Source organism: Pseudarthrobacter sulfonivorans (assembly GCF_001484605.1).
Lineage (GTDB): Bacteria > Actinomycetota > Actinomycetes > Actinomycetales > Micrococcaceae > Arthrobacter > Arthrobacter sulfonivorans_A.
In genome coordinates this window covers 210,171-229,003 of sequence record NZ_CP013747.1, presented here as the reverse complement: position 1 = coordinate 229,003, position 18,833 = coordinate 210,171, and the positions used below count along the sequence as shown (strand labels likewise).

Annotated in this window: 17 protein-coding genes and 3 pseudogenes; 8 read left to right on the top strand and 12 right to left on the bottom strand. The window is 63.0% G+C overall.

Annotated features, from left to right (window positions below; all coding sequences use genetic code 11):
* Positions 1-718: 718 nt before the first annotated feature.
* The 6 genes from AU252_RS00990 to aceA all read right to left on the bottom strand — a co-directional run bounded on the left by AU252_RS00990 (position 719) and on the right by aceA (position 9,025).
* The gene (locus tag AU252_RS00990) at positions 719-1,306 is read right to left on the bottom strand and encodes an MFS transporter (protein WP_276203751.1); all 588 of its coding nucleotides are present in this window, start codon (positions 1,304-1,306) and stop codon (positions 719-721) included.
* Between the two features lie 20 nt (positions 1,307-1,326).
* The gene (locus AU252_RS00985) at positions 1,327-2,574 is read right to left on the bottom strand and encodes an amidohydrolase (RefSeq protein ID WP_058932681.1); all 1,248 of its coding nucleotides are present in this window, start codon (positions 2,572-2,574) and stop codon (positions 1,327-1,329) included.
* 31 nt (positions 2,575-2,605) lie between these two features.
* Positions 2,606-3,361, bottom strand: a complete 756-nt coding sequence (locus AU252_RS00980; RefSeq protein WP_058929126.1) for a hypothetical protein — start codon at positions 3,359-3,361, stop codon at positions 2,606-2,608.
* Complete coding sequence (locus AU252_RS00975) at positions 3,358-4,092, bottom strand: DUF5058 family protein (protein WP_058929125.1); 735 nt, start codon at positions 4,090-4,092, stop codon at positions 3,358-3,360. Before AU252_RS00975 ends, AU252_RS00980 begins: the two co-directional genes overlap by 4 nt.
* A gap of 1,870 nt (positions 4,093-5,962) precedes the next feature.
* A complete protein-coding gene (gene aceB, locus AU252_RS00965) occupies positions 5,963-7,615 on the bottom strand; it encodes a malate synthase A (protein ID WP_058929123.1) in 1,653 nt (550 codons plus the stop codon).
* Between the two features lie 93 nt (positions 7,616-7,708).
* On the bottom strand, positions 7,709-9,025 hold the full coding sequence (gene aceA / locus AU252_RS00960; protein WP_058929122.1) for an isocitrate lyase: 1,317 nt from the start codon (positions 9,023-9,025) through the stop codon (positions 7,709-7,711).
* A gap of 448 nt (positions 9,026-9,473) precedes the next feature.
* Between aceA and fabG the strand changes: the two genes are divergently transcribed.
* A complete protein-coding gene (gene fabG, locus AU252_RS00955; RefSeq protein WP_058929121.1) occupies positions 9,474-10,211 on the top strand; it encodes a 3-oxoacyl-ACP reductase FabG in 738 nt (245 codons plus the stop codon).
* On the top strand, positions 10,208-11,365 hold the full coding sequence (locus tag AU252_RS00950; protein WP_058929120.1) for a thiolase family protein: 1,158 nt from the start codon (positions 10,208-10,210) through the stop codon (positions 11,363-11,365). Before fabG ends, AU252_RS00950 begins: the two co-directional genes overlap by 4 nt.
* Positions 11,366-11,457: 92 nt before the next feature.
* On the opposite strand, the gene AU252_RS24075 is transcribed toward AU252_RS00950, so the two are convergent.
* Positions 11,458-11,667: a hypothetical protein gene (locus AU252_RS24075; protein WP_058929119.1), complete on the bottom strand. Its 210-nt coding sequence runs from the start codon at positions 11,665-11,667 to the stop codon at positions 11,458-11,460.
* Here AU252_RS24075 and AU252_RS24930 point away from each other — a divergent pair.
* The 3 genes from AU252_RS24930 to AU252_RS24745 are packed head-to-tail and all read left to right on the top strand — an operon-like array spanning position 11,567 to position 12,533.
* On the top strand, positions 11,567-11,905 hold the full coding sequence (locus AU252_RS24930) for an enoyl-CoA hydratase/isomerase family protein (protein ID WP_083510184.1): 339 nt from the start codon (positions 11,567-11,569) through the stop codon (positions 11,903-11,905). The genes AU252_RS24075 and AU252_RS24930 overlap by 101 nt on opposite strands.
* A 9-nt stretch (positions 11,906-11,914) precedes the next feature.
* Positions 11,915-12,223 carry a DUF4158 domain-containing protein gene (locus tag AU252_RS24750; RefSeq protein WP_276203734.1) on the top strand — a complete coding sequence of 103 codons (309 nt, stop codon included), beginning with the start codon at positions 11,915-11,917 and terminating at the stop codon, positions 12,221-12,223.
* Positions 12,132-12,533, top strand: a complete 402-nt coding sequence (locus AU252_RS24745) for a DUF4158 domain-containing protein (RefSeq protein ID WP_276203733.1) — start codon at positions 12,132-12,134, stop codon at positions 12,531-12,533. The genes AU252_RS24750 and AU252_RS24745 overlap by 92 nt, the downstream gene beginning before the upstream one ends.
* Positions 12,534-12,713: 180 nt before the next feature.
* Here the strand turns inward: AU252_RS24745 and AU252_RS24385 are convergent, their stop codons facing one another.
* The 5 genes and pseudogenes from AU252_RS24385 to AU252_RS00920 form a co-directional block, all read right to left on the bottom strand.
* Positions 12,714-13,145, bottom strand: coding sequence for a hypothetical protein (locus AU252_RS24385; protein WP_240484288.1), 432 nt, complete (start codon positions 13,143-13,145; stop codon positions 12,714-12,716).
* A gap of 89 nt (positions 13,146-13,234) precedes the next feature.
* A pseudogene (locus AU252_RS24380) lies at positions 13,235-13,413 on the bottom strand (acetyl-CoA C-acyltransferase); the annotation flags it as partial.
* A 12-nt stretch (positions 13,414-13,425) separates the two neighbouring features.
* Positions 13,426-14,063: pseudogene (locus AU252_RS00930) on the bottom strand (3-oxoacid CoA-transferase subunit B).
* A 1-nt stretch (position 14,064) separates the two neighbouring features.
* Positions 14,065-14,791, bottom strand: a pseudogene (locus AU252_RS00925) (CoA transferase subunit A).
* Positions 14,792-14,952: 161 nt separating this feature from the next.
* Positions 14,953-15,924, bottom strand: a complete 972-nt coding sequence (locus AU252_RS00920; protein ID WP_058929117.1) for a 3-keto-5-aminohexanoate cleavage protein — start codon at positions 15,922-15,924, stop codon at positions 14,953-14,955.
* A 137-nt stretch (positions 15,925-16,061) separates the two neighbouring features.
* Between AU252_RS00920 and AU252_RS00915 the strand changes: the two genes are divergently transcribed.
* The 3 genes from AU252_RS00915 (at position 16,062) to AU252_RS00905 (ending at position 18,829) form a co-directional block, all read left to right on the top strand.
* On the top strand, positions 16,062-16,709 hold the full coding sequence (locus tag AU252_RS00915) for a TetR/AcrR family transcriptional regulator (protein WP_083510183.1): 648 nt from the start codon (positions 16,062-16,064) through the stop codon (positions 16,707-16,709).
* 114 nt (positions 16,710-16,823) lie between these two features.
* Positions 16,824-17,942, top strand: coding sequence for an ABC transporter substrate-binding protein (locus tag AU252_RS00910; RefSeq protein ID WP_157768905.1), 1,119 nt, complete (start codon positions 16,824-16,826; stop codon positions 17,940-17,942).
* A gap of 2 nt (positions 17,943-17,944) precedes the next feature.
* Entirely contained in the window at positions 17,945-18,829 is an 885-nt protein-coding gene (locus AU252_RS00905) for a branched-chain amino acid ABC transporter permease (RefSeq protein WP_058929114.1), read from the top strand.
* The last annotated feature ends 4 nt before the right edge of the window (positions 18,830-18,833 follow it).

Genomic DNA, 18,833 nt, shown 5'->3' with positions numbered 1-18,833 from the left:
CGGGCTCAGGATCCGGGACATCGACACCACGGGTTCCGACTTCCATGAGTTTATGCGGACTGCACGCACGTCCTTTCCTCCGACTTTCTGGCTGTTCGCCAGCTCGGCACCGAGGAGCACGAAGACCACCCAGGCACGTTGTGACGATTGATTCTCCACTTGTGTTTGGTGCCGTTCTGGATGATCACTGACCCCTTACGAGGGACGTCGTTGCACCGTCATCCAGCTCAAGCTCAACGGTGCCTTCAAGCACGATGCCGATGTCGACGGTCTGTGAGGTGTGCATTCCGGCGTGTTCGGGGTCGAATGAATCCAGGAGGCCAGGGAATTTGAGGGCAGCTTCTTCAAAGTGGCCCAGGCACAAAGCGACGAAGACGGTAGCTTCCTGGCCTCGCTAGTCCACGAAGCCTTGGGCGATGCCCGCTGCCTACTGATCTTTGACGACGCGTGGCTTCCCAAAGACGCTCTGATTTTCTCCGCGGTTCCAGGAAACGTTTGAAACGGGTTGCACCCAAAGCCGCGGCCGAGGTCACGAATCGCGGCCCGGTTCAGGCTGGACTGCCGGCGTCCCGGAAGTGGTGGTTGATTGCCGGGCTGGTGGCCATGGTCGCGGCCGGGGTAGGCGTGTGGCGCTCTTTGAGGACGGCCGCTGAGGAGCCCATGTCCTCGACACCTGTGCAGGACCCAGGCGGTGCGGATTTCGAGGGTGACGCGGACCTTACCGCCGGCCGTATGTAGTCGCTAGCACCCATCTTCGTTGCCTCATCATGATTTTCTTCCGTCCGACTTTGTCAGAGAGCTTGGAGAAGATCGGGATGGTGATGCTGTTGACGACCATGGCAATCATGACGGAGTACAGGACGGTGTTTCGGTCCATGCCCAGCTGCTGGGTGCTGTAGCTGAGTGAAAAGACTGAAAATACGTAGAAGATTCCGAAGAAGAGAACTACTGATTCCGTTGCGAGGATCATCTCTTTCCAGTAGTTCTTGAGGGCGACGGCTATGGGCAGACGAACTGCTTTCTGCTTCTCGGCGACGTCCTCGAAGACCGGGGATTCTTCCAGCTGGAGTCGGATGTAGAGGCCGATTCCGACGAGCAGGATGCTCAGAAGGAACGGTACCCGCCACCCCCAGGCGGGCAGCTGCTCCTGGGACATCAGGGACGAGACGAGAATGAAGACCCCTGTTGAGGCGAGGAACCCGACGACGGGGCCGACGTTGTTCAGGCTTCCGCAGAAGCCGCACTTTTCCTTGGGTGCTTTCTCGACGATCATCAGGACTGCGCCGAGGTTCCCTCCGGCTTCGATTCCGGCAGGTGGCTGGCTCGTCAGCGGCCCACATAGGAGAGCACCGCGCTGAGCGCGGCCGCCGTGCCGTGCACGAGGGCGGCCTCGGGGTCCGGAGCGAAGGCCGGGTGGTGGTTGCCCGCGGGAGCCTTCCCGTCCTCGAACTCTGCTGCCAGGAACCCGCCGAAGGCCCAGAAGACCACGGGAGCGCCTATCGCGTCGCCGAGCCAGCCGGCGTCCTCCGAGCCCATGCCGAGCGGCGCGTTGATGATCGACTCCTCGCCGAAGGCCTCGCGGAACGCAGCCGCCACTCGCTCTGTGTGCTCGGCGTCGTTGAAGAGGCGAGGGAAGCGGGAGATTTCTACAATGTCCGGCTCACCGATTCCGGACGCGGCGGCCTCGGCGTTGACGATCCGACGGACCGCTTCGAGGACTTTTGTGCGGGTCTCCTCGTCCGGCGTACGGATGTTGAGGCTCAACTCGGCGGTCTCCGGGATGATGTTTTCCTTCAGGCCCGCGTGGAACGTCCCCACCGTGACTACGGCCGCTGTCGTGGGCGGGAGCTCGCGCGAGACGATGGTCTGCAGGCGCAGGACTATCGCCGAGGCCGCGACGATCGGATCGATCGACTTTTCCGGCTGCGAGCCGTGCGCTTGGCGTCCACGCACCGTGATGCGCCACGAGTCGGCGAGGCTCGCCATGTGCCCCGGGCGGAGCGTGAAAGTGCCGGACGGCTGGGGCATGACGTGCTGGGCCAACACAACCTCCGGGCGCGGAGCGCGGTCCCACAGCCCGTCGTCGACCATGGCTTTAGCCCCGGCCGCGGTCTCCTCTGCGGGCTGGAAGAGGAAGACGACCGTTCCGGACCAGGCCTCGCGGTTCGCCGTCAGGTACGCGGCGACGGCGAGTGCGTTGGTGATGTGGGTGTCGTGGCCACAGCCATGCATGGTCGGGGCGGTGCTGCCATCCGGGAGCGTCCCCGTCGTGGTGCTCGCGTAGTCAAGCCCTGTCTCCTCGGCGATCGGCAGGCCGTCGGTGTCGGCGCGGGGGGCGATGACCGGCCCCTCACCGTTGCGCAGGAGGCCGACGACGCCGGTCCCGCCGCTGTGGAAGTGTTCGATGCCGAGCTCGTCGAGACGCGCCTCGATGGCCGCGGCGGTCCTGTGCTCGTGGGACGAGAGCTCCGGGTCCCGGTGGAACGCCTTGTACATCTCGATGTGCTCGGTGACGAAGTCCGGGGAGACCTTGATTCCGGGCGCGAGGGTGACGCTGGCGGCAGCCTGTGTCATGGGAGACCTTTCGTGGATCTTCTGCGGGGAGTCAGTGACCGGCGGATGAGGGTGCTGCGGGCGGACCATCGGTGCGCTTCCGGACGATCCACGCGACGACAATCGAGATGATGACAGCCATCGCAGTGGCAAAGTTCGCCAGGGCCGGGACGAGCGGGACGACGAGGAACACGAGGGCCGCGGCGACGACGGTCGCGATCACCGTGATACGCACGTTCTTCATAGTGACGATGGCCTGGACTGTCACGGCGCCGAACACTGCCGGGAGGATGTAAAGCCTCGCGACGGCGATGAGGTCCGGCGGGAGGCTCCCCACGAGCAACGTGCCGAGTATGCCCACGAGGACCACGAGCGTGATGAGATGGATGAACACGGCGCCGACGATGGCGGCGCCTGCTATGAGCTCCGCGCGGCGGGTGCCTGGTTTCTCGCCCAGGTCGGTCTGGGCGATGAGGGCCGCCGGGAGCAGCTTGTTCGCGATATTGCCGATCATGAACGCCTGGTACATCGCGGAGCGCCCGAGGATGGGATAGTACGCGATCGGCTCGACGACCGCGATGATGCCGAACGTCGCGATGACGATGCCGACGGCGCCCCAAAGCTCCGTGGCGGTGATCCCGAGCCCGGTACCGAAGGCGGCGAAGAGGGCCGCCGCGAGGGAGACGAGGAAGCCTAGAGCCAGGGTGACAGGGCCCCAGACGGACGTGGTGCGGTCGAATTGGGCGAGCCCGGTGAGGGGCGCTTTGCTGGTCTGCGAGGACCTGGCAGTCTCCTTGGGCCCTCTCACTTGGCAGTCATGAGGTAGGCGACGGCGAGGGCCACGAGGATCGCGATCCCGAGCCCCCACTCGTGCAGCCAGGACTTCTTTAGGTATTTGGCCCCGAGCAGGCACAGGCTCATCGTGGCGGCAGAGACGATCAGGGTAATCAGGTGGACCGGCGACTTCGTGGTCTCGGTGAAGGCGAGCGTGAAGAACGCCGCGAGCAGGGCCGCGACGGGCACGACGGTCATGACCGCCGGATTGACCTTGCGCAACGCCTGGTCGCCCTTGGACAAGATCGGGGTGAGGACGAGCGCCGTGATCATCCACACCAGTCCACCGAGCGTCATCGCGGCGAACCCGATAGCGAAGACCTTCTGCGTGTAGGTGGGCCCGCCGAGCTGGGCGCCCTGGGTGCCTGCGGCGAGGCCCGCGGCCGCGACGTCGAACGCAGCGGAGCCCACCAGCCCGATGCGCGTCAGGACGGCCGGGGTGGCGAACAGCGGCAGGAGGGAGATCGCCACGAGCGCGACGGCGAGCGACGGCCCGATGGCCGCTACGGCGCCTGCACGGACGGCTCGCCTCACCTGCCCCTCGGACAGGTCGGCCGACGCGCCGGCTTTGCGGATGGCCCGGAGGTAGATGACCGATTGCAGGATGATGATGGCGAAAACACCCGCCGCAGCGACCCACAGGACGGGATGGAAGGCCACTGGCAGGATCTCAGTCGACTTCGGGTCTATGTCGGTAGGATGCATGGCGCTCCTTGGGATGTAGGACTAGAAGGGCGACTGTGATCCGGACCATTTCCGGATGTATCAATGGAGCGCCCAGAATGTCCGAAGGTCAACACTCCTCCGTAATTTTTGGTCGGTGGTCTTCCCGCCGGTGTCCGTCCATCAGGCGTCTACGGACTCGGCTGCTGCCGAACACTGTTGTGAGCCAGAGGCTCAGGGCCTGACGGGGCCTCCCGCCGTACTTGAATCCGGGAGTCAGTTCGGCGGGCAAAGCCGCGCTCCTGTATAAGTCCGAGAGGAACGTCAGCTGGCAATGCCACGGAAAATGGCCAAAATCGTGGCGGTCACGAGAACTCTCAGGTTCCGTCGAAGTAGGAGTCGCTGAGAGCTGCCTCTACCGCGGCATCCAGGTTCTCGTCCAAATCGGCTTTGTCTTTGACGCGGAACTCGGGGCCAGGGTGCCTTTTCTTTCGCTTCCTCTCAAAGTTCGAACTTGAGCTGTTGAAGCTGCATAGACGGGTCTAGCAGCCTAACTGCCCGGGCAGGGGCACCGTACGAGTAGGAGCGCCAGCTTGGAAACGTTCAGTTAGTTCGGTAAAGGAGCGGCGATGCCGATGTCGCCATCATGTTCGCCTCCGCGCCCCAGCATCGTTGCTCGAAACAGTGCCCTGGATGGGCGGCAAGCACGGCGCCCAGATACGGCATCCATCGCAGCCCGTGATCCTCCAACGCCGCACTGCTGCTGCCACGGTACCGGTGAATCCTTGGGTTGCCGGGGGGTCCTCAACGGCCGGGCCGGGGGATGCGACCTGGGTGAGTGGGGTCCAACAGCTTTGGACCATTCAGGGGTGATCCGGGCCGGCCGGAACGCAGGCGGGATGCGGGCAGGAGCAAATCCCTGCTTCCACTCCACCATCACGTAGCCTGCAGAATGTACTAACTGGCCGTCATGACTAGTCGACAAGGCGGGGTATCTGCATCGGAACTAGGTGTGTAGGACACGTCGAATAACCGACCCGTCACCGTCGTGGATGAGGATCCTCTCGAAACGCTGGTCTAGGTAGATCCAGAAAATGGTTGCGTCTTCGTTGATGTCGTCGATAAAGCCAGTGCTTGGAAATCGGCTTTTCCGCTCTAGGACTACTCGCTCGCCAATGACAAGTGATGTCCAGTCATCGCTGCTGAGGGGAGCGGATGCTCTGATTCTTTTCATCATGATTTGGCCTTCCAGCGGGGCGCCAAGCCCATCTGGAGCATTATTCTCAAGACCCCATTGGGCATAACCAAGGACGTTCCTGCTTGGTCCAGGGGGGAACAGCCTGGCCTGGGAGCACGTGTTGTTTTGGGAATCCGGATTTACTCATGGCCGACGCTCCGGACGGAGGCTGGCTGTGTAGGTATTAGGACCGATCCGCGTTACTAGGACGCTTTCCCTGGGAACGCCTCCCGTGATTGCGAATTCCCCGACCGCTGCCTCGAGCGCCGTGTCTACCTCCGAGCGGTCCCATATCTTCAGTGAGATGGAGTGTGCGGGTTCAGAATTCATGCCGTTGCTTTCGTCCTGGAATGGGTTGAGCCTGATTTTGCTCCCGGGTACGGGAGCACTTTGCCAGGCGGTCTGACAGACAGAACTGGCGACGCCTGAATTCTCTAAAGAAACCTGTCAGGCTGTCACGACTGTTGAGTCAATTCTGGAGGGTGTGGGGGATGCTCTGGACTGCTTGGGTCTGTCGTGGACCTGATGCTCCGCGTACCGCTCTTAGCGAGCGGTACGCGGAGCATCAGCGGGTGCTGTTGGTTACTAGTCAGCACTTGTACCGTAGTCAGCCCATGCACCCGACCTTCGGGGTTCCTGTTGCGATGGATAGCTGGGATCTGACTAACGCTTGTACTACGCCCTGGCAAGCTCTTCCGCTGTTGCCTTTTCGCGGGCTTCGGTGAGGTAGCGGGCGTAGGCGGGGAGGGTCAGGAAGGAGGGGAAGTCCTGGCCGAGGGTGACTTCCTCGAAGATGTCGCGGGAGTCTTCGAAGCGGTCGCCGTCGAAGCGTTCCAGGCGTGCGAACTCTTCGTCGAGCAGTTCCTCGATCCAGTGGTGGGTGATGATTTCGCCTTGGTCGGTGATGGCGGACGCGAACATCCACTGCCAGAGCTGTGAGCGGGAGATTTCCGCGGTGGCGGCGTCTTCCATGAGGTTGTGGATGGTCACGGCGCCGTTGCCGCGAAGCCAGGATTCGAGGTAGCGGATGCCCACTTCGATGTTGTTCCGGATGCCCTTTTCGGTGATGGTGCCTTCGGTGGCGGCCACGTCGATGAGGGCACGGTCGTCCGGGGTAACGTCCTTGCGGCTGCGGTCAAGCTGGTTGGGACGCTCGCCCAGGATGGAGTCGAACACTTCGCGGCAGACCGGCACCAGGTCCGGGTGGGCAACCCAGGAGCCGTCGAAACCGTCGTTGGCCTCGCGGAGTTTGTCGGCACGGGTCTTCAACAAAGCTTCAGCATTTACTGCTGAGTCTCTCCTGCTGGGTACGAATGCGGCAGGGCCGCCGATGGCCATGGCGCCGCGCTTGTGGCAGGCACGGACGAGCTGTTCGGTGTAGGCGCGCATGAAGGGTTGGGTCATGGTCACCTGGGCGCGGTCGGGCAGGACGAAGCGGGGGCCGCGGGTGCGGAAGTTCTTGATCAGGGAGAAGATGTAGTCCCAGCGGCCGGCGTTCAGGCCCGAGGCGTGATCACGCAGTTCGTAGAGGATTTCCTCCATTTCGAACGCGGCGGTGATGGTCTCGATCAGCACGGTGGCCCGGATGGTGCCCTGCGGGATGCCGAGCAGGTCCTGGGCGAGGATGAAGATGTCATTCCACAGCCGTGCTTCGAGGTGGTTCTCGATCTTGGGCAGGTAGAAGTACGGGCCCTTGCCCTGGGCCAGGAGGCGGCGGGCGTTGTGGAAGAAGTACAGGCCGAAGTCCACGATGCCGCCGGCCACGGGGGCGCCGTCGATGATCATGTGCTTCTCGGGCAGGTGCCAGCCGCGGGGGCGGACCACGATGGTGGGCAGTTCCCCGGCCGGGCGGAGCTTGTATTCCTTGCCCTCTGGGCTCGTGAAGTCGATGCGGCGTTCGAGCGCGTCGGTGAGGTTCAGCTGGCCCTTGATAACGTTCCGCCACGTGGGGGTGGAGGAGTCCTCCATGTCAGCGAGCCACACCTTCGCGCCGGAGTTCAGCGCGTTGATGGTCATTTTCTTATCCACCGGACCAGTGATTTCCACCCGGCGGTCCTCCAGGCCCGGGGCCGGGGGAGCGACGCGCCAGGACGGGTCGTTGCGGATGTCCTCGGTTTCGCGGAGGAACCTGGGGTCCTGGCCGGCGGCGATCTCAGCCCGGCGGGTCCGGCGTGCCTGCAGCAGCTCCTGCCGCCGCTCGGCCGTGGCCCGGTGCAGCTTGGCGACAAACTCCAAAGCATCCGGAGTAAGAACCTCGTCCTGCCGCAAAATGGGCTGCGCAGTCAAAGTGATCCCGTTGATAGTGAAGTTGTCAGTGAAGGTGTTCATTTCAAATCTCCTGGTGCTGTGCCCAAACTGGGTAGCAGTAAGTGTCGTTTCGAGCCTCCAAAACGACACTTACTGCTACTCACTTGGGGAAATTTAGTGGAACTGGCCTTCTTCGGTGGATCCCACCAGTGCCAGGGTTGACGCGTTCGGGTTGAGCGCGGTGGCGATGTCGTCGAAGTAGCCGGTGCCGACTTCGCGCTGGTGCTTGGTCGCGGTGTAGCCGCGGGACTCGGAGGCGAATTCCTTCTCCTGCAACTCGACGTAGGCGCTCATGCCTTCACGGGCGTAACCGTGGGCGAGATCGAACATCGAGTAGTTCAGGGCGTGGAAGCCGGCCAGGGTGATGAACTGGAACGTGAAGCCCATGGCGCCGAGTTCACGCTGGAACTTCGCGATCGTGGCGTCGTCCAGGTGCTTGCGCCAGTTGAACGACGGCGAGCAGTTGTAGGAGAGCATCTGGTCCGGGAAGTCAGCCTTGACGGCCTCGGCGAACTTGCGTGCCAGCTCCAGGTCCGGGGTGCCCGTCTCCATCCAGATGAGGTCGGAATACGGGGCGTAGGCCTTGGCACGGGCGATGCAGGGTTCGATGCCGTTGCGGACCTTGTAGAAGCCCTCCGGGGTCCGCTCACCGGTGACGAATTCCTGGTCACGGGGATCGACGTCGGAGGTGATCAGGGTCGCTGCCTCGGCGTCGGTGCGGGCGATGACCACCGAGGGGGTGCCGGCGACGTCGGCCGCGAGGCGGGCCGCGTTCAGGGTCCGGACGTGCTGCTGGGTGGGGATCAGGACCTTGCCGCCGAGGTGGCCGCACTTCTTCTCCGAGGCGAGCTGGTCTTCCCAGTGCACACCCGACGCGCCGGCCTGGATCATGGATTTCATGAGCTCGTAGGCGTTCAGCGGGCCGCCGAAGCCGGCCTCGGCGTCGGCAACGATCGGGACCATCCAGTCCTCAACGGTCTGGATGCCTTCGGAGAATTCGATCTGGTCTGCACGGAGGAGGGCGTTGTTGATGCGGCGAACCACGGTCGGAACCGAGTTGGCCGGGTACAGCGACTGGTCCGGGTAGGTGTGGCCGGAATTGTTGGCGTCGGCGGCCACCTGCCAGCCGGAGAGGTAGATGGCGCGGAGGCCGGCCTTGACCTGCTGCACGGCCTGGTTGCCGGTCAGGGCGCCCAGGGCGTTGGTGTACCCGCCGGTCTTGTGCTCTTCGGTGAGCTGCTTCCAGAGCTTCTCGGCACCCCGGCGGGCCAGTGTGTGTTCTTCGGAGACCCGGCCGCGGAGCTTGACGACGTCCGATGCCTTGTAGTCACGGGTCACACCTTCCCAGCGGGGATTGGCGGCCCACTCAAGCTCCAAGGCGGCGGCCTGCTCTGCGGGCGTCTGCTGGGTGGGCTCAAATGCTGCAGTCATCGTTGTCTCCTTGATTGAGCTCCGGGTGGTTAGCTGCCGGCCGGAGCTGCTTCGTTGCAGTTCCGGCCAGCTACCCCGGTGCGGTGCTTCTTTCCGTGATCACTACTTTTCAGCACTTCCAAGCCTTGCAATAGGGTAAAAGGGTGGAAAGAAATGCACTTCTTCCCGAAATCACAAGGAATTGACGTCTTGCTTCCGGAATCAAGGTGACTGCTACCTTGCTTCCGAGCTACGGCCAAGTGCCGGGTCTTCCCGACAACGTCAATCGAGCGCTGAGGCTTGGGAGAAGCGGCGCGCTTCGCTCGGCGGGATCACAAATGGCCAATCAGCGACGCTGCAAGGGATGTTATGTCAATCGATTGATTGACACAACGAGCGTTGATAGTGTCTTCTGGGCTAGGTAAACCAATCGATCGATTGGGACGAAGCACCGAGGAGAACCGAAACTATGTCCACCCTTTCTTTCGACTTCAGCGGCAGGACAGTCCTCGTGACGGGGGCCGCCAGGGGCATCGGCCTCGAAGTGGCCCGGTCCTTCAGCCAGTGGGGTGCCACTGTCTACGTCGTAGACTTCGACAAAGCCGCCCTGGACGAGGCTGGCCGCGATGCCGGAGTCCGTACCATTCAGGCGGATGTCACCAACACCGAGCAGGTCAATGAAGCCGTCGAACGAGTCGTTTCGGAAACCGGGTCGATCGACGTGCTGGTCAACAATGCAGGCATCCTGCGCGACAAGGTGCTGTGGAAGCTCGAGGACTCCGACTGGGAGGCCGTGATGGCTACCCACGCCGGTGGTACCTTCAAGTTCACTCGGGCGGTAGTGCCGCACATGCGTGCCGCCGGCAGGGGCCGCGTCATTAACGTCACGTCGTACTCGGGATTGCACGGCAACCCCGGCCAGGCCAACTATTCGACCGCGAAGGCCGGCATTATCGGCTTCACCCGGACGGCTGCCCGCGAACTGGCACGTTTCGGTATCACCGTCAATGCCATCTCGCCCAATGCCGCAACCCGCATGGTGGAGTCCATCCCGGAGGACCGGCGTGCCGAGATCGTGAGCGGCATTCCACTGGGCCGGTTCGCCGAACCGTCGGAAATCGCGCCCGCCATCGCTTTCCTCTCCTCGGACGAGGCGGGCTACATCACCGGAGTTGTTCTCCCCGTCGACGGAGGCCTGTCCATATGAGTACCAGGGACGCAGTTGTTGTTCTAGCCAAACGTTCCGCCGTGGGGCTGGGAAGGCCTGAGAAGGGCGTATTCTCCGGCATGCATTCGGTCGACCTGTCGGCCCAGGTGCTGCGCGCTGTCGTCGACGAATCGGGCATCGATCCGGTCCTGATCGATGATGTCCACTGGGGCTGCGTGTCCCAGGTCGGCGAGCAGTCCTTCAATGTGGGACGCAATGCCGTCCTCGCCGCGGGGCTGCCGGAATCCGTTCCGGGCACCACCGTGGACCGCCAATGTGGCTCCTCACAGCAGACGATCCATAATGCCGCGGCCCAGATCATGGCTGGCCATGCCGACATCGTCATCGCAGGCGGCGTCGAAGTGATGTCGCGAACCCCGATGTTCTCCAATACCCAGGGCGGGGCCGGCCCTTTTGGCCCGATGATGAAGCAGCGCTACCCGAAGCTGGTAAACCAGGGCATCAGTGCCGAGATGATCGCTGAGAAGTGGGGACTCAGCCGGACCTACCTCGACGAGATGGCCGTCGAGTCCCATCGTCGCGCGGCCGAAGCGACCGCAAAGGGCCTCTTCGAGCGTGAAATCGTCCCCATCGAAACGGCTTCGGGAACGGTGACCACGGACCAGGGCATCCGCCCCGGAAGCACCGTGGAGAAGCTGGCTGGCCTACCCAACCCCTTCAAAGAGGGCGGTGTCGTGACGGCCGGTAACGCCTCCCAGCTTTCCGATGGCTCCGCGGCACTCATGCTTATGAGCAGTGAAAAGGCACGCGAGCTGGGACTCAAGCCCATCGCACGCGTCCACAGCGTCTCCGTCATAGGGGATGACCCGATCATGATGCTGACTGCGCCGATCCCGGCTACCGCCAAGGTGCTCAAACGGGCGGGCCTTTCCATCGAAGACATCGGCGTGATCGAAATCAACGAGGCCTTCGCCTCGGTGGTCGGCGCGTGGCTCAGCGAGACCGGAGCGGACCCACAGAAGGTAAACCCCCGCGGCGGCGCCATGGCACTGGGGCACCCCCTCGGCGGTTCCGGGGCCCGCCTCGCGACGACCTTGCTGCACATCATGCAGGACACTGGCGCCCAGTACGGATTGCAGACCATGTGCGAAGGCGGCGGCATGGCCAACGCAACGATCTTCGAACTGCTTTGAGAGTCAACACCATGACAGGGTAGACGCGCACGGCTGCAGGGTTCAGGACGGGGTGGGCACCATTCTTCTCCGGCGGCCGCCCTCAAACATCCTCAATGGCCGAGAAACAGCGCCAGATCCTGGCCGCAGCCCACCGGGATGTCCGCGCCGTGGTGATCGTGGCGGCGACGGTCTCTGGCCGCCGGGGCGGACATCTCGGAAATGGCCGCCACGGATTTGGCACCCATCGAGAGGTACTCCAGGCTCCTGTACGGATTCACAACGGCGATTGCGGCCATCGCCAAGCCTCCGGTGGCAGCCATTACCGGACATGCCTTGGGCATGGGCCTGGACATCGCACTGGTCGTCACCATTCGGTTCGCGTCCGAAACGGCGAGGGTCGGCCCGCCCGTGATGTTGGGGATTATGCCCCGGGCGGGCATCACCCAGCGCCTGGCGCGGCTCATGGGGCAGCCAAAGCAAAAACCTGCTCTTCACAGGGTGCGGGGTCTGAGGAGGATCGATACGGAAATTCCCGCTAAGGGGGTCGGTGGCTGTTGAATTGGTTGCGTGGCGGCCGTTTTTCTAAGTGATGAGCAAGCCGCCGGGTTCGGCCGGTTCCCTGATGATGTATCGGTAGAGGACCTGGAACGCTTTTGCTGGCTGGACGATGCCGATCTGTCGGTAGCTGGCCGCCGGCGTGGAATGCATAATCGTCTGGGTTCGCTGTGTAACTGGCTACGGTGCGGGTTGTGGGCATGTTTTCGGCGGATCCGTTGGCTGTTCCGTGGCCGGTGGTGGATCCCTGCCGGGGCAGCTGGACATTGCGGATGCTTCCGTTCTCAAACCGTACGCGCAGCGGGCACAGACCGGTTATGAGCATGCTGCAGAGATTTCTGTCGTGTACGGGTACGTGGACTTCGCTGATCCGATCAAGCATGAGGAGCTGAGGCTGTTCCTGTCGGCTCGGGCGTGGACGTGGTCGGAGGGCCCGGTGCGCCTGTTCGAACGGGCGGCGGTCTGGTTGCGGGAGCGCAAGGTCCTTCTTCCGGGCGTCTCCACGTTGACGCGCCTGGTTGCTGAGGTCCGTGCCGGCGCGAATGAGCTGCTCTATGCTGCGCCGATTGACGCGGCCGGCCCCGCGATGATCCGGGAGTTGGAGGGCTTGCTCCGAACGGCTCGAGGCTGACCGCGTGGGAGCGGCTGAGGACGGGCCCTTCGAGGGTATCGGTGCCGGAACTGCTGCGGCAGCTGGACCGGCTGGCACGCCTGCGGGTTCTGAGTGCGGGGAATATTGATGTGGAGACGATCCCTGCGGCCGGATGAATGCCCTGGCCCGTTACGGTTTGGCGGGCAAGGCATCGGCGCTTCAGGGGCTGTCGGGCCAGCGCCGGGGTGCAACCCTGCTGTGGGCCGTGCGGGCCTTGACGGCCGAGGTCACCGATGATTTGTGTGACGTCCTGGATATGATCGTCGCTGAACGGGTGGTCCGCAAGGCGGCCCGGGAATCCACTGCGGCCCGGTTTAAATCCCTGCCCCGCCTGTCGAAGGCATCGCTGCAGCTGGCAGAGGCTGCCAAGACCCTGGTTGAGGTCCTGGGCAACACGGAATTGTCCGGGGCGGAGGCCGTCTCGGTGCTGGCCGACCAGACGTCGCTGACCGAGTTGCGCGCTGCGGTGGACGTGGTGACAGACTTGGTGCATCGGGACGGCAGCGAGGGGTGGCGGCGATGGACGCCATCCACAAGGCGCTGGGGCGCAGGGACATTTCCGTTGTGGGCGGGCGCCGTTGGGGTGTTCATTCCTGGACGGGTTCCTGTCGGAATTCAGCCACGTTTCGGAGGCTTCCGCACGGATGGGCCAGCTCGGCGTTTGCCGATCGCGGCCTGCCGGGCAGCACCTGGCCAACGAGCACAGCGTCGACCGCGTCGGCGTAGACGCCGCCCTGCTCGAGTACACCGCGAATCGCAATGCTACCGAGCTGCGCAGCCGTGAGCGGGCGAGCTGCCCCTTCAAACGCCCCTGGGGCGTGCGGGCCGCGGCAACGATGACGATGTCGGTCTGGTTCATGATCCTTCCGCCTCAAGAGCATTGGAGAGAATGAGCGGGGGGTTCGGTGGCGGCGACGGCGTCTTCGACCGAGACGCCTGGGGCGAGCTCGACGAGTTTCAGCCCGTCGGGCGTGATGTCGATGACGGCGAGGTCGGTGATGATGCGGTGCCGCGGCCCGGCCGTGAGGGGCAGCGAGCACTCGTTCACGATCTTCGCCGAGCCGTCCTTCGCGACGTGCTCCATCAGCACGATCACCCGCTGTGCGCCGTGCACGAGGTCCAGCGCGCCGCCCGGACCCTTCACCATCTTTCCCGGGATCATCCAGTTCGCCAGGTCGCCGGTGACCGAGACCTGCATGGCGCCGAGGATGGCGGCGTCGATCTTGCCGCCGCGGATCATGCCGAAGCTCGTGGCTGAGTCGAAGTACGCCGCTCCGGGAAGCACCGTGACGGTCTCCTTGCCGGCGTTGATGAGGTCGGAGTCGATGTCTGCCTCGGTCGGTAGGGGCCGACGCCGAGGATGCCGTTCTCAGACTGCAGCACGACGGTCACCCCGTCGGGCACGTAGTTCGGCACGAGTGTTGGCAGTCCGATGCCGAGGTTGACGTACGACCCGTCGCCGAGTTCCTCCGCCGCCCGGGCCGCCATCTCGAGTCTGGTGAGCGCCATGTCAGTTCCCTTCCCGCACGGTGCGGCGTTCGATGCGCTTCTCGATGTCGGGTCCGACGACGACGATGCGGGCCACGTAAATCCCGAGCAGGTGCACCGCATCGGGGTCGAGCTCGCCGGCGTCGACGATCTCCTCGACCTGGGCGATGCAGACCCGTCCGGCATTTGCGGCCAGCGGCGAGAAAGTTGCGTGCCGACCTGTCGAACACGAGGTTGCCGTGCCGATCTCCCTTGAGGGCGTGCACGAGGGCGAAGTGGGTCGTGATCGCCTCGTCGAGCACGAACTCGCGCGGCTCGCCGCGCACCGAGAACGTCGGTACGGGCTTCACCGGGCTTGCCACCGCGATCGACCCGTCGGCGTGGTAGCGAGGCGGCAGCCCGCCCTCGGCGACCTGCGTCCCGACGCCCGTCTGGGTGAAGAACGCGGCGGTGCCGCTGCCACCGGCCCGGAGCTTCTCAGCGAGCGTGCCCTGCGGGGTCAGCTCGAGCTCGAGCTCGCCCGAGAGGTACTGCCGTTCGAACTCCTTGTTCTCGCCGACGTACGACGAGGTCATCTTCGCGATGCGCTGGTCGGCGAGCAGCACCCCGAGACCCCAGTCGTCGACACCGCAGTTGTTCGACAAGACCGACAGTCCATCGACCCCTGCGTCGTGCAGCGCCTGGATCAGCACCATCGGGATGCCGCACAGACCGAACCCGCCGACGGCGAGACTGGCCCCCGCGGGGATGTCGGCGACCGCCTCCCGGGCGGATGGCGGTTACTTGTCGATCATCAACAATCACTCCTCGTTCGCTTCGCTTCCCCTCGCAGCGAGGGCGCTCAAATCGCCCCTCGCCGCAATGTTCACTGACTTCGGTCCGCACGCACCCACAGCCGTCACCCGTTCTACTAGGCTGCGATTCGCGTGTTGCCTCGACCTTTGAGGTGTAAGAGGTCGCGAACTTCGGTGGGCGTTGCCGCTCGAACACCGAGCTGGGCCATGATCGCCACGATCTTCGAGACCTGGCTGGCATTGTCGGGGGCAAGCTCGCCAGGACCGATGAAGAGATTGTCTTCCAACCCGACTCTGACGTTCCCACCTAGCAGAAGCGACTGCGTCGCCATCGGGATCTGCTTCCGCCCAGCTCCAAACGCAGAAAGATAGTAGTCGGTGCCGAACAATCGATCCGCTGTGCGTACTAGGTGGAGCAGATGATCCGCCTCCGCACCAATTCCGCCCTGAACGCCCATAACCATCTGGATCAAGAAGGGAGGCTTAACGACGCCTCGCTTCGCAAAGTGATCCAGAGTATATAGGTGACCGACGTCATAACACTCGAACTCAAACCTCGTGCCGCAGCCGTCGCCGAGGGTCTTGATAGTGGACTCGATCTGGCGATAGGTGTTCGAGAAGATCGCATCCTCACTGGAAAGCAAGTAGTCGCGCTCCCAATCGAACTTCCACTCGCGATCTCGTTTCGCAGGCGCCGAGAATACAAAATTAATGGACCCGAGGTTCAGGCTCGCGAGCTCAGGCTCGAAATGGACGGCGGCAGCCAGGCGTTCCTCAAGCGTCATGCTTGTGCTGCCACCCGTCGTGATATTGATGATCGCGTCCGTCTCATCGTGAAGAGCGGGCACAAACCCTTCGTAGGTGGAGGGTCGTGGGTCGGGGCGCCCGTCGATGGGGTTGCGGGCGTGAACGTGCAGCACGGCTGCACCTGCCGCGACGGCGTCCTTTCCCTGTCGGATCATGTCATCGGCACTGATGGGTAGCGCTGGACTCATGCTTGGGGTGTGAACTCCGCCGGTTAGGGCGCAGGTAACCACTGACACAGACTCATAACGCACGGTCGACCTCCTTGTCTCCCGCCTGCGCATCCTCCTGGGATCCGCGAGCCAATGGTGACTCAGCGGCGGTTTCTTTGCACCGTAATCTACCGTACGGAAGGTTGAAAATGAACCATTGACATCGTCTTCCAAGCCTGTTGTAATCGAACTTCCGGAAGGTAGGGAAAATGAACGAAACGAGGACTGCGTCTCCACGGATGCCACAGGAAACGCCGAGCGCCCGTCGACGCCAAATTGTCGACACAGCGATCGAACTCTTCGGCAAGTGGGGATTTACAGGCACGTCGGTGGATCAGATCGCTGCAGCGGTCGGCATGAAGAAGGGCAGCTTGTATTACCACTTTGAGAGCAAGCAAGAGATCCTCGATGCCATCCATGCCGAAGTGCTGGAGGCGCTCTTCACCCAAGCAGGTTTTGCTGCCGGAGTAATCACTCAGGCAGGTCTGGACCCCTGCGAGCAACTCCGCCAAGTGATCGAGAATCATGTTGAGTATCAGTGGCGCAACGTCCGCTACCTGGTTGTGTATGACCGCGAACGGCACCTCCTGCCGGCGAGTGCTCGGCGGAAGGCGCATGAGCAAGAGACGGAGTATACGGAGGCCGTCGTCGAGATACTACGTCGCTGTCAGGAGTCGGGTTGCGTCGACGCAACCCTCGACCTCGAAGTACTCACCTATGCCCTCTTCGGTGCGTTGACGACACTGCGCCGATGGAAGAAGGCTCGGCTCGCGAGTCGAGCCCGTCGCCACGAAATCGCGACAAACCTCCACGCACTCTTCACAATCGACCACGTTCACCCGCAGTCGCCTGGCTGAGTGCGGCGTTAGCCGAGCGCGCCCGCGCTCGTGCCCATTAGAACGGAAGGAACAGAAATGGTGTCTCTAGCAATGGCGCGGGGCCGCTTGGCCTTGGGAAGTATCGGAGTGGCTGTGACAGCAGCCCTCGTCCTGTCGGGATGTACTGCCGCACAGGTAAGCAATGCGCAGGGGGCAGAACGGCCATCATCGTCCGATCCCATTCGCATCGGAGTGGCCGTTCCACTGTCTGGCCCGGCAGCACGGACCGGGGCGCTGATGAAGAACGGCGCGGAACTCCGTGCAGCAGAGATCAATGAAGCCGGTGGTGTGGATGGTCGAATGATCGAGCTCTTTGTTGAGGACGACGCAAACAACCCGAATGAAGCGGTTACCCTGGTCAACCTGATGGACGAACGCGGTGTCCTCGGACTGATCGGTGCGGCATCGTCTCCGGTTGCGCTCGCTCAGGCCGGTCCTGTGGAGGCCTCGGGGATCCCAGAGATGGTCGTCGCCGCGAGCGACGCGATCAGCAGTCCGTTCCAATACCAGATCAATCCTCCGGACTCAGAGCAGATCTTGGGCTTGATCGCTTTCGCGGAGGACCGTGGGTTCTCCCGAATTGCAATTATGACGGATACTGGCGCTTACGGCACGGGCTCGAAGGCGGCGCTGGACCGTATGCTCCCCGAGGCCGGGCTTGAGATTGTTGGCGACGCAACCTTTGAGCCTGGGGCGTCCAACTTGACTCCCCAACTCTCGAAGCTTCGGGATAGCGATCCGGATCTTATTGCGATGTTCACGTTCGGGTCTCCGTATGCGGCAGCGATGCAGGGGTTGCAGCAGATCCAGTGGTCAGTTCCGGTGTTCGGGAACGTCTCAAGTTCAGATCCCTCGGTAGGCGTGGTCGCAGGCGCGGCTGCCGACGGACTGTTCTTCCAACAAGGCCTCGATGACGAGAAGCCCGAGGCGCAAGCATTCATCGACGTATGGAGTGCCAAACATCCGGACGAAGATCCCGACTTTGTTGCAGCGATGGCTTACGACGCGGTGAGTGTGTTTGCAATGGCGGTTGAGGCAGGAGCTACCACTCGCGAGCAAGTTCAGGCATGGCTGTTGAAGAACGTCGTTCCCGGCCTTGCTACAGGAAGAGTGGACAGCGCGTGGGATCTGCCATCCCACAGGGCTCTAAAGGGCGCGGACCTTTCCTACTTCGTCTGGACAGACGGAGTCCCAGAACGCGTCGCGGAGTAATCATGACCGAACTCCTGTATTTCACTTTGGTCGGATTATGCATCGGAGCCGCTTATGCGCTCGTCGGCTCCGGCATCTCCGCATTGTTTAGCGGTACGGGAGTACTGAACTTCGGCCAGGGCGAGTTCGTCATGATCGCTGCCCTGTTTGTCGCAGTTCAGACCCAGAGAGGCGAGAACTTCATCCTCGCCTCTCTGGGCGCATCCCTCATCGTCCTCGCCGTCTCTTTTGTCGTTGGCCTGCTATTCATGCGGAGCGCCAAGTCCCGGAGACGAGACATCGATCTCATCATTCTGGCTACCGTCGGACTCTCGATTCTTCTCGCCAATCTAACTGGGGTGTTGCTCGGAGATCAGACGTACTCCGTCGTGAGCCCGATGTTTGGAGAAGGAATTGCGATTGGCGAATTCCATCTGAGTTATGACTACGTCGCAATAGTCGTGGTGGCCGCAGTCGTTTTCATCCTGCTCGCAGCCTTCTACCGGCATACAAACGTGGGGATTCAGATGCAGGCGATGTCATTCGACGTCGAAGCTGCGCGGCTTAGTGGGGTTGCAGTAGGACGGCTCACCGTAGTCAGTTGGCTCCTCGCTGGTGTCGTCGCCGCGATAGGCGGCTGTCTGTTGGGCAGTGTGATATTGGTCCATTCAACGATGGGGCTCGCGTTGACGATAAGCGGCTTCGCTGCGGCCATGATCGGCGGGCTGAGACGCCCAATGGGGGCGATCCTTGGCGGCATAATTTTGGGGCTGGCCGAGACCTACGCCGCCCGATACTTGGGCACATCCGCGCGACAACTCATTGCGCCGCTCGTCATCATCATCGTCATCGTGCTCCTGCCGGCTGGCATCCTGTCGGCTCGCTCAGTGGCAACCCGAAAGGTTTGATCAG

What these genes read in the sequence shown, in the direction of transcription:
- AU252_RS00985 (WP_058932681.1), bottom strand. Translation starts at nt 2,574, where the DNA reads ATGACACAGGCTGCCGCCAGCGTCACCCTCGCGCCCGGAATCAAGGTC.
- AU252_RS00975 (WP_058929125.1), bottom strand. Translation starts at nt 4,092, where the DNA reads ATGCATCCTACCGACATAGACCCGAAGTCGACTGAGATCCTGCCAGTG.
- aceB (WP_058929123.1), bottom strand. Translation starts at nt 7,615, where the DNA reads ATGAACACCTTCACTGACAACTTCACTATCAACGGGATCACTTTGACT.
- aceA (WP_058929122.1), bottom strand. Translation starts at nt 9,025, where the DNA reads ATGACTGCAGCATTTGAGCCCACCCAGCAGACGCCCGCAGAGCAGGCC.
- fabG (WP_058929121.1), top strand. Translation starts at nt 9,474, where the DNA reads ATGTCCACCCTTTCTTTCGACTTCAGCGGCAGGACAGTCCTCGTGACG.
- AU252_RS00950 (WP_058929120.1), top strand. Translation starts at nt 10,208, where the DNA reads ATGAGTACCAGGGACGCAGTTGTTGTTCTAGCCAAACGTTCCGCCGTG.
- AU252_RS24930 (WP_083510184.1), top strand. Translation starts at nt 11,567, where the DNA reads ATGGCCGCCACGGATTTGGCACCCATCGAGAGGTACTCCAGGCTCCTG.
- AU252_RS24075 (WP_058929119.1), bottom strand. Translation starts at nt 11,667, where the DNA reads ATGGCTGCCACCGGAGGCTTGGCGATGGCCGCAATCGCCGTTGTGAAT.
- AU252_RS24385 (WP_240484288.1), bottom strand. Translation starts at nt 13,145, where the DNA reads ATGAACACCCCAACGGCGCCCGCCCACAACGGAAATGTCCCTGCGCCC.
- AU252_RS00920 (WP_058929117.1), bottom strand. Translation starts at nt 15,924, where the DNA reads ATGCGCAGGCGGGAGACAAGGAGGTCGACCGTGCGTTATGAGTCTGTG.
- AU252_RS00915 (WP_083510183.1), top strand. Translation starts at nt 16,062, where the DNA reads ATGAACGAAACGAGGACTGCGTCTCCACGGATGCCACAGGAAACGCCG.
- AU252_RS00905 (WP_058929114.1), top strand. Translation starts at nt 17,945, where the DNA reads ATGACCGAACTCCTGTATTTCACTTTGGTCGGATTATGCATCGGAGCC.